Consider the following 6,401-nt stretch of genomic DNA (forward strand, 5'->3'; position numbering starts at 1 on the left):
ACAGAAGCATTGCATACGTTAAACCTATGGATTAACCATGATCAATTTCCGCTTGATTCGTCACCTCTGGTTGTTCCTGGCCGTTGCCGAAGAACAGAATTTCGGCCGCGCCGCCAAACGCTTGGGAATGTCCCAGCCACCGTTAAGCGAGCAGATTCAGGTGCTGGAGCAGGCGCTCAAGGTCAGGCTGTTCGACCGCTCGCGGCGGGGAGCGAAACTGACCCCGGTAGGCACCGCGATCCTGCCAGCGGTGCGCAAGTTCGCCGAGCAACTGGAGCGCCTGGAACTGGCCGTGGAGGAGGCAGTGGCGGGGCAGTCGGGGATGTTGACTGTCGGCGCGATTTCCACGGCGATGTTCGATGTGTTGCCCGGGTTGATCGAGCAGCTGAAGGTCGATTACCCGCACCTCACCGTGTCCGTGCGGGAGATCGACAGCGTCGAAGCCGTGCCTGCGCTGGAAGCCGGGGACATCGACCTGGCCTTCGCCCGTCTGGACGGCGACCTGGGCGCCTCGATCAAGTCGCTGCCACTGACCGAGGATCGCCTGGTCGTGGCTTTGCCCAGCGATCACCCATTGGCTTCGCGCAAGCGCATCAGCCTGTCGAGCCTGGCCACCGAGCCCCTGGTGATGTTTTCCCGAAAGGTCAGCCCGGTGTACTTCGACAATCTGATCGCAACCTGCCGCGCCAGCGGTTTTTCCCCGCGCGTGCTGCATGAAGTGCGCTCCGTCGCGTCGCAAATCGCTTTCGTCAGTTGTGGACAAGGCATCGCCCTGGTGCCGGCGTCGCTGAAAAAACTGGCCCCCGATAATGTGGTGTTGCGACCACTGAGCCAGCCGCTCAATGTGGTGACGACAGCGGTGGCCTGGAACGCCGATCGGCCCAATCCGCTGGTGGAGGAGGTGGTCGCCCGGCTCCGAAAGAGCGTTTGATAGGTTTGACCTATCACGGTATTCCTGAATGAGGAATTTACAGAAGGCCCGATCCCCGCGAAATTGACGGCCTGCTGTGGCGAGGGAGCTTGCTCCCGCTTGAGTGCGCAGCACTCACAAAAAACAGGCAATGTTTGTCAGATTTCCGGGGCCGATACGCAGCCCGGCGCGAGCAAGTTCGCTCGCCACAGTGAACAGTATTTGCAGCCCGGCGGTCACCCTTTTCGCTCAAGGAATCCATCACGTGTCCAAACCTGAAACCTTCACTCAAGCGCACATTCCTCTGACGGTGGAGGGCGTCCGGCTGAACATCGCCACCCTTCACCGCGACGGTGTCCTGGCGCCGATTGTGTTCCTGCATGGGTTTGGCTCGACCAAGGAAGACTACGCCGACATCGTGCAGCAAGCCGCCTTCGCCGGTCATCCTTTCGTCGCGTATGACGCACCGGGTTGCGGGGAAAGCCAGTGCGGCGACCTTTCGCGGATTTCCATCCCTTTTCTGCTGAAGACCGCCTTGCAGATGCTGGAGCATTTCGGTATCGAACGCTTTCATCTGGTCGGCCATTCCATGGGCGGACTGACCGCACTGATGCTGGCTCATCAATGCCCGGACCGGGTGCTCAGCTTCGTCGACATCGAGGGCAACATCGCCCCGGAGGACTGTTTCCTCAGCCGGCAGATCGTCGATTACCCGGCGGACGATCCCGAGGTGTTTTTCGCCGCCTTCATCGAACGCGCCCGACACGCCCCGGCTTATGCCAGCGCGCTTTATTCCGCAAGCTTGCGGCACAAGGTTCGTGCCGGAGCGGTACGCGGGATCTTCGAGTCGATGGTCGATCTTTCCGACAACGCCGACTTGATGGGCAAGTTCCTCGGCCTGCCATGCCCGCGCATGTTCATGTACGGCGAGCAGAACGCTTCATTGTCCTATCTGCCGCATATCCAGGCCCAAGGCGTGCGGCTGGCGTCGATTGCGCAGTGCGGGCATTTCCCCATGTATTCCAATCCGATCGCGATGTGGCAGCAGATCGCCGATTTTCAGGCGAACGGCCATCGCGGATGAGTCTGGCATGAGATGCACAGCAGCGTTGTGAACTATTCTTCTCAAGTGGCCCTTTCAATGCCTCATTCAAGGGAGTTGATATAAATCAACGCTTAAGAGGCTTTAAGGGACGAATCTGGGCCTGATGCTGGATTCTCGAGCCGGCGTCGAGAATCAACCTGTCTGGAGTCTGCCCATGAGCCAGTATCAACGGTTATTACTGATCATCAACCCGCTGCTGCGCCATTCTCCTGCGATAAACCATGGCGCCGCCCTGGCCAAGGCCAGCGGGGCGAGCTTGCACATTGCCGGCCTGATCCCCTCGTTGGATATTCTGTCGCTGCTCGAAGAAGGCGACCGCAAAATGGCTCGGGCGACCTACCTGCAGGAGCACCGCGACTGGCTCGATGAACAAGCGGAAAAGATGCGAGGCCGGGGGATCGAGGTGACAACCGAAGTCGCATGGGCCGACAACATGCGTCAGGACATTCTTGACCACGTCACGCAAATGCAACCCGATCTGTTGATCAAGCAAGTGCAGCATGAACCCGTGCTCAAGCGCGCGTTCTTCACGCCGCTGGATTGGCGTTTGTTGCGCCATTGTCCGGTCCCGGTTTATCTGGTGGGGAGTGAATGCCATGCCTTGCCGCAGAAGGTGGTAGCCGCGGTTGACGTGTCAGACACCGAGCCTTCGAACAGTGAACTCAATGACCGGATCATCCTGCAGGCGTCGGGCCTTGCGCTGCAGTGCAATGCCGAGTTGCATATGCTGTATGCCTGTGACATTTCGGCAGCTTTTCTGGCGGATCTGGGCGGCGATCTGACGCTCTCGGAGCTGACCAAGGAGTTGCGCAACGACCTGGAAAAAGCTTTTCTCCAGCTGGCCGCTCGGTTCGGTGTCCCCCCTGAGTGTCGACATTTCATCATGGGGCAACCTGTCTCGGTACTGAGCGAATTCACCCACGTGCATCAAGTGGATGTGATCGTGATGGGCAGGGCTCAATACCGTGGTCTGGAGCGGCTGCTCGGCAGTACGACGGAACATATCCTGTACCAGGTGCCTTGCAGCATTCTGGCGGTCTAGGGGCGGGCGCCCCAATCGGAATGATGGCCGCCGTCAAACGAACGCCCGTTTTTGGGGATCCCGCCCCAGGGAGGTTTTCAAATGACTAGTCCTTCATTGCAAACCATCTTGCATGACCGGGTTGATGCCGGCCGAGGCCTGGTGGAGCCGTTGCTCAAATACGCTAAAAGAGCCGATGTCATCGTTCTCGCCTTACCCCGTGGCGGCGTTCCGGTGGCCTATGAAGTCGCCACGGCCCTGGAGGTTCGTCTGGAGCTGATGCTGGTGCGCAAGTTGGGAGTACCGACCCACCAGGAGTTCGCCATGGGCGCAATTGCCAGTGGCGGCATACAAATCGTCAACGAGGATGCGCTGCGGGCTAACGGTATTGATCAACGCACGCTCGATGCCGTGGTTGCAAAGGAAACGCAGGAGTTGTTGCGTCGCGAGCAGCTATACCGGGCATCACGTGCACCTGTTGCGCTCAAGGATCAAGTGGTGATTCTGATTGATGACGGCCTGGCGACAGGCGCCACGATGATGGCCGCGATACAGGCCGCGCGCCTGCAAGCGCCATCGCGCATCGTCGTTGCCGTGCCGGTGGCACCGGTTGAGACGGCAGAGGCGCTGCGCGATGAAGTGGACGAGCTGATTTGCCCGCTCATCCCCGACTGGATGATCTCGATCGGGCATTGGTACACGGATTTTTCGCAGACATCGGACGAAGAGGTCATCGATCTTCTGCACCGGGCCTGGCAACGAGAGTCCGGTTCGGGCGACTCATTTCAGAACGGTTCCGGTATTTGAGCCGTTGCCTGGCGTGGAGCAAACCACGTCAGGCTTTCAAGTGATCCTGACGTTCACGAATTGCCACGGATCGGATTCATCGGTCTGCTCGGGCATCAGTGAGTGACGTCCGGTAAGCGGCGTCCAGTCGGAATAAATGCCTTCTACCTTGCCAAGGTAAGGCATGCAGATCTGCAAAATCTCCCTGAAGGGCAATTCATCCGGTTCGACAATACCGCGTTGCGGATTGCGAATAGCCCAGATCACGCCGGCCAGCACTCCCGCCGTCACTTGCAGGCTGGTGGCGCTGTTATGGGGGCAGAGTGTCCGGGCTTGCTGGATCGATAAGCGCGAGCCATACCAATAACTGTTTCTGGCATGCCCCATCAGCAGCACGCCGAGTTCGTCACTGCCGTCGAGGATTTCGTCATCGAGCAGGCGCTGGCCGCTCTGGGGTTTCCAGTTGCGCTCGGCGAGTTCATGCACCGAGAGCAAGGCATCGTCACAGGGCCGATACGCGTAATGGACGGTCGGCCGGTAAGTCGGCTGCCTTCCCTGGCCAAGGGTCAGGTAGTCGGCAATCGACAGGGCTTCGTTGTGGGTCACGAGCAGCCCATGGGTTGGCCCCGTCGAGGGGGTCCAGGTTCGAACCCGCGTCGAGGCACCGGGACGTTGCAGATAGATCCCGGCCTGGCACCCGAAGGCGTGGTAATAGCCATCCTCGGGCAGCGCTTTCTCATGGCTGCCCCAACCCAATTCCGCCGGCTGGCTGCCTTCACTGATGAAGCCGTCCACGGACCAGGTATTGACGAACTCATCGGCGATTTTGTGTTGCGATGAAAACTGCGAATCGCGTTCGGCAATGTGGATGCAGCGGATATTCAGTCGGCTGGCCAGCTGCGCCCATTCTTCGCGAGTAGTGGGCTGGGGCGTTGTGTCACCCAAATCCTCAGCGAGGTTGACCAGTGCCTGCTTGATCAGGTGGGACACCAGCCCCGGATTGGCCCCGTGAGTCAAGACAGCGGTGGACAAACCTTGTGCACTTTCCCTGCGAAGCTGAAGAGCCGCCTCCCTCAATGCATAGTTGGATCTTTCGGACAGGGATTTGTCGGGGTCGGTATAACCGCCTTCCCACGGCTCGATACAGGTGTCCAGATACAGCACCCCTTTACGCTGGGCGAACTGAATCAGCGACAGGCTCGAAACCCCCACCGAGAGGTTGAGCAGGAAATCGCCAGCGCTCAAAAGAGGGTCGAGCACCGCCTCGTAATTGTTCTGATCCAGTTGCTCGGCTTGGTGGGCAACGCCAAATTCCTGCGCGAGCAAGCGTCCATCGTCATCGGGGCTGAGGATCAACAGTCGCTGCGGTTCAAGTTCAAGATGGCGCAACAGTAGAGGGAGTACGCCTTTTCCGATACAGCCAGAGCCGATCATCACCAACCTGGCATCAAAGGGCTGAATGACATGCTCAAGATCTGACATCGATAGCCTCCACCGGCTGACCGCGCTCGCCGCAAATGACCTGTCGATAACCACGACGCCCTCAAACTAGAGACTGCAAGGCTCAGTTAAAGCTCAAAAAAGTTTCGGACACCGCCAAGGTGATTCTGCTATGCCAATCGAGACCAAAAAACAGATGAGAATGAGGCGAACTGCTGGCCCACCGATTTCTGTTTCGTTGTCAAACTTGCTTTCTTTTCAGAAGGTTAGGCACTGGCGATATGCGGACTTTGGTATGGATGGCTGTGACGTTTGCCCTGATGCTCTCGCTTGAGGCTCAGGCAAAGGACCTGAGCAAGAACAGTCGTTTCGTCTGCAGCTGGGGCTCGGACATAGCCGCAGACGCGCAAGCGGCGAAGCTTTCCGGTTTCACGCTTTACGGGGCACGCAAGAAACTGCAATCGCGAAAATTCCCCCGGCCGTGGATGCGCATGACGGCCATGGGGATTACCGAACAAACCTATAACAGTGCCTCACGTCTCAAGCCTGCTGCTATCAAGCAAACGTACTACGAGCAATGCATCCGGCATGAGTTGGCCCGACGCTAAAAGTTGATCGAGGCGCTCAGCCGGGCGGTCAGTGGGGCGCCCTGGAACAGGTAGCCATCGCCCATGTATTCACCGGCGTCGCGCCAGTAGCGTTTGTCGAACAGGTTGTCCACGGTCAGGCGGAACACGGTGTCGTAACCGTCGATGCGAGTGCTGTAGCGGCTGCCGATATTGAAGATGGCATAGGCACCGGTCTGCACTTCACCCTGGCGGTTGGCGTACTTGCTGGCGCTGTATTGCACTGCGCCGAGCAGCGCCAAGCCATCGAACCAGGGCAGGGCATAGTCGCCATAGAGGTTGGCGCGAAGGGTCGGAACGTTGATCGCCTGGTGACCTTCATAAGCTGGCGTGCCGCTGTCGGTGACCCGGGCGCGGATCGCCGCGACACTGGCGGCGATCTGCAGGCGCTGGCTGGCCCAGCCATTGGCCGAGAGCTCCAGCCCGGTGTTTTTCTGTTCGCCCTGTTGGGTGAACGTGAACGTACCGTCATCATTCGGTCGCGAGTACTGGTAGGCCTGGCGAATCTGGAAC

General features: G+C 59.1%; 7 protein-coding genes. 5 read left to right on the forward strand and 2 right to left on the reverse strand.

The features are described from left to right. Positions 1–37: 37 nt before the first annotated feature. From ACQKPC_RS15150 to ACQKPC_RS15165, 4 genes are all read left to right on the forward strand, one after another. Positions 38–931, forward strand: coding sequence for a LysR family transcriptional regulator (locus ACQKPC_RS15150; protein WP_427625354.1), 894 nt, complete (start codon positions 38–40; stop codon positions 929–931). A gap of 244 nt (positions 932–1,175) precedes the next feature. Then, positions 1,176–1,994, forward strand: a complete 819-nt coding sequence (locus tag ACQKPC_RS15155) for an alpha/beta fold hydrolase (protein ID WP_427625355.1) — start codon at positions 1,176–1,178, stop codon at positions 1,992–1,994. Positions 1,995–2,169: 175 nt separating this feature from the next. After that, the gene (locus ACQKPC_RS15160; protein WP_427625356.1) at positions 2,170–3,057 is read left to right on the forward strand and encodes a universal stress protein; all 888 of its coding nucleotides are present in this window, start codon (positions 2,170–2,172) and stop codon (positions 3,055–3,057) included. An 81-nt stretch (positions 3,058–3,138) separates the two neighbouring features. Continuing rightward, positions 3,139–3,843, forward strand: a complete 705-nt coding sequence (locus tag ACQKPC_RS15165; RefSeq protein ID WP_427625358.1) for a phosphoribosyltransferase — start codon at positions 3,139–3,141, stop codon at positions 3,841–3,843. Positions 3,844–3,879: 36 nt separating this feature from the next. On the opposite strand, the gene ACQKPC_RS15170 is transcribed toward ACQKPC_RS15165, so the two are convergent. Continuing rightward, positions 3,880–5,304, reverse strand: coding sequence for a homospermidine synthase (locus ACQKPC_RS15170; RefSeq protein ID WP_427625359.1), 1,425 nt, complete (start codon positions 5,302–5,304; stop codon positions 3,880–3,882). A gap of 239 nt (positions 5,305–5,543) precedes the next feature. On the opposite strand from ACQKPC_RS15170, the gene ACQKPC_RS15175 reads away from it, so the two are divergent. Next, positions 5,544–5,870, forward strand: coding sequence for a hypothetical protein (locus tag ACQKPC_RS15175; protein WP_123494792.1), 327 nt, complete (start codon positions 5,544–5,546; stop codon positions 5,868–5,870). Here ACQKPC_RS15175 and ACQKPC_RS15180 read toward each other — a convergent pair. Beyond that, on the reverse strand, positions 5,867–6,401 hold a 535-nt coding region (locus tag ACQKPC_RS15180), incomplete at its 5' end, for a TonB-dependent receptor domain-containing protein (protein WP_427625360.1). The two genes, ACQKPC_RS15175 and ACQKPC_RS15180, sit on opposite strands and share 4 nt — an antisense overlap.

The sequence above is a fragment of the Pseudomonas sp. NPDC089918 genome (genome assembly GCF_050280605.1).
Taxonomy (GTDB): domain Bacteria; phylum Pseudomonadota; class Gammaproteobacteria; order Pseudomonadales; family Pseudomonadaceae; genus Aquipseudomonas.

Excerpts from the sequence above, each read along its gene's own strand:
- ACQKPC_RS15165 (WP_427625358.1), top strand. The coding sequence starts at position 3,139 with ATGACTAGTCCTTCATTGCAAACCATCTTGCATGACCGGGTTGATGCC.
- ACQKPC_RS15150 (WP_427625354.1), top strand. The coding sequence starts at position 38 with ATGATCAATTTCCGCTTGATTCGTCACCTCTGGTTGTTCCTGGCCGTT.
- ACQKPC_RS15170 (WP_427625359.1), bottom strand. The coding sequence starts at position 5,304 with ATGTCAGATCTTGAGCATGTCATTCAGCCCTTTGATGCCAGGTTGGTG.
- ACQKPC_RS15160 (WP_427625356.1), top strand. The coding sequence starts at position 2,170 with ATGAGCCAGTATCAACGGTTATTACTGATCATCAACCCGCTGCTGCGC.
- ACQKPC_RS15175 (WP_123494792.1), top strand. The coding sequence starts at position 5,544 with ATGCGGACTTTGGTATGGATGGCTGTGACGTTTGCCCTGATGCTCTCG.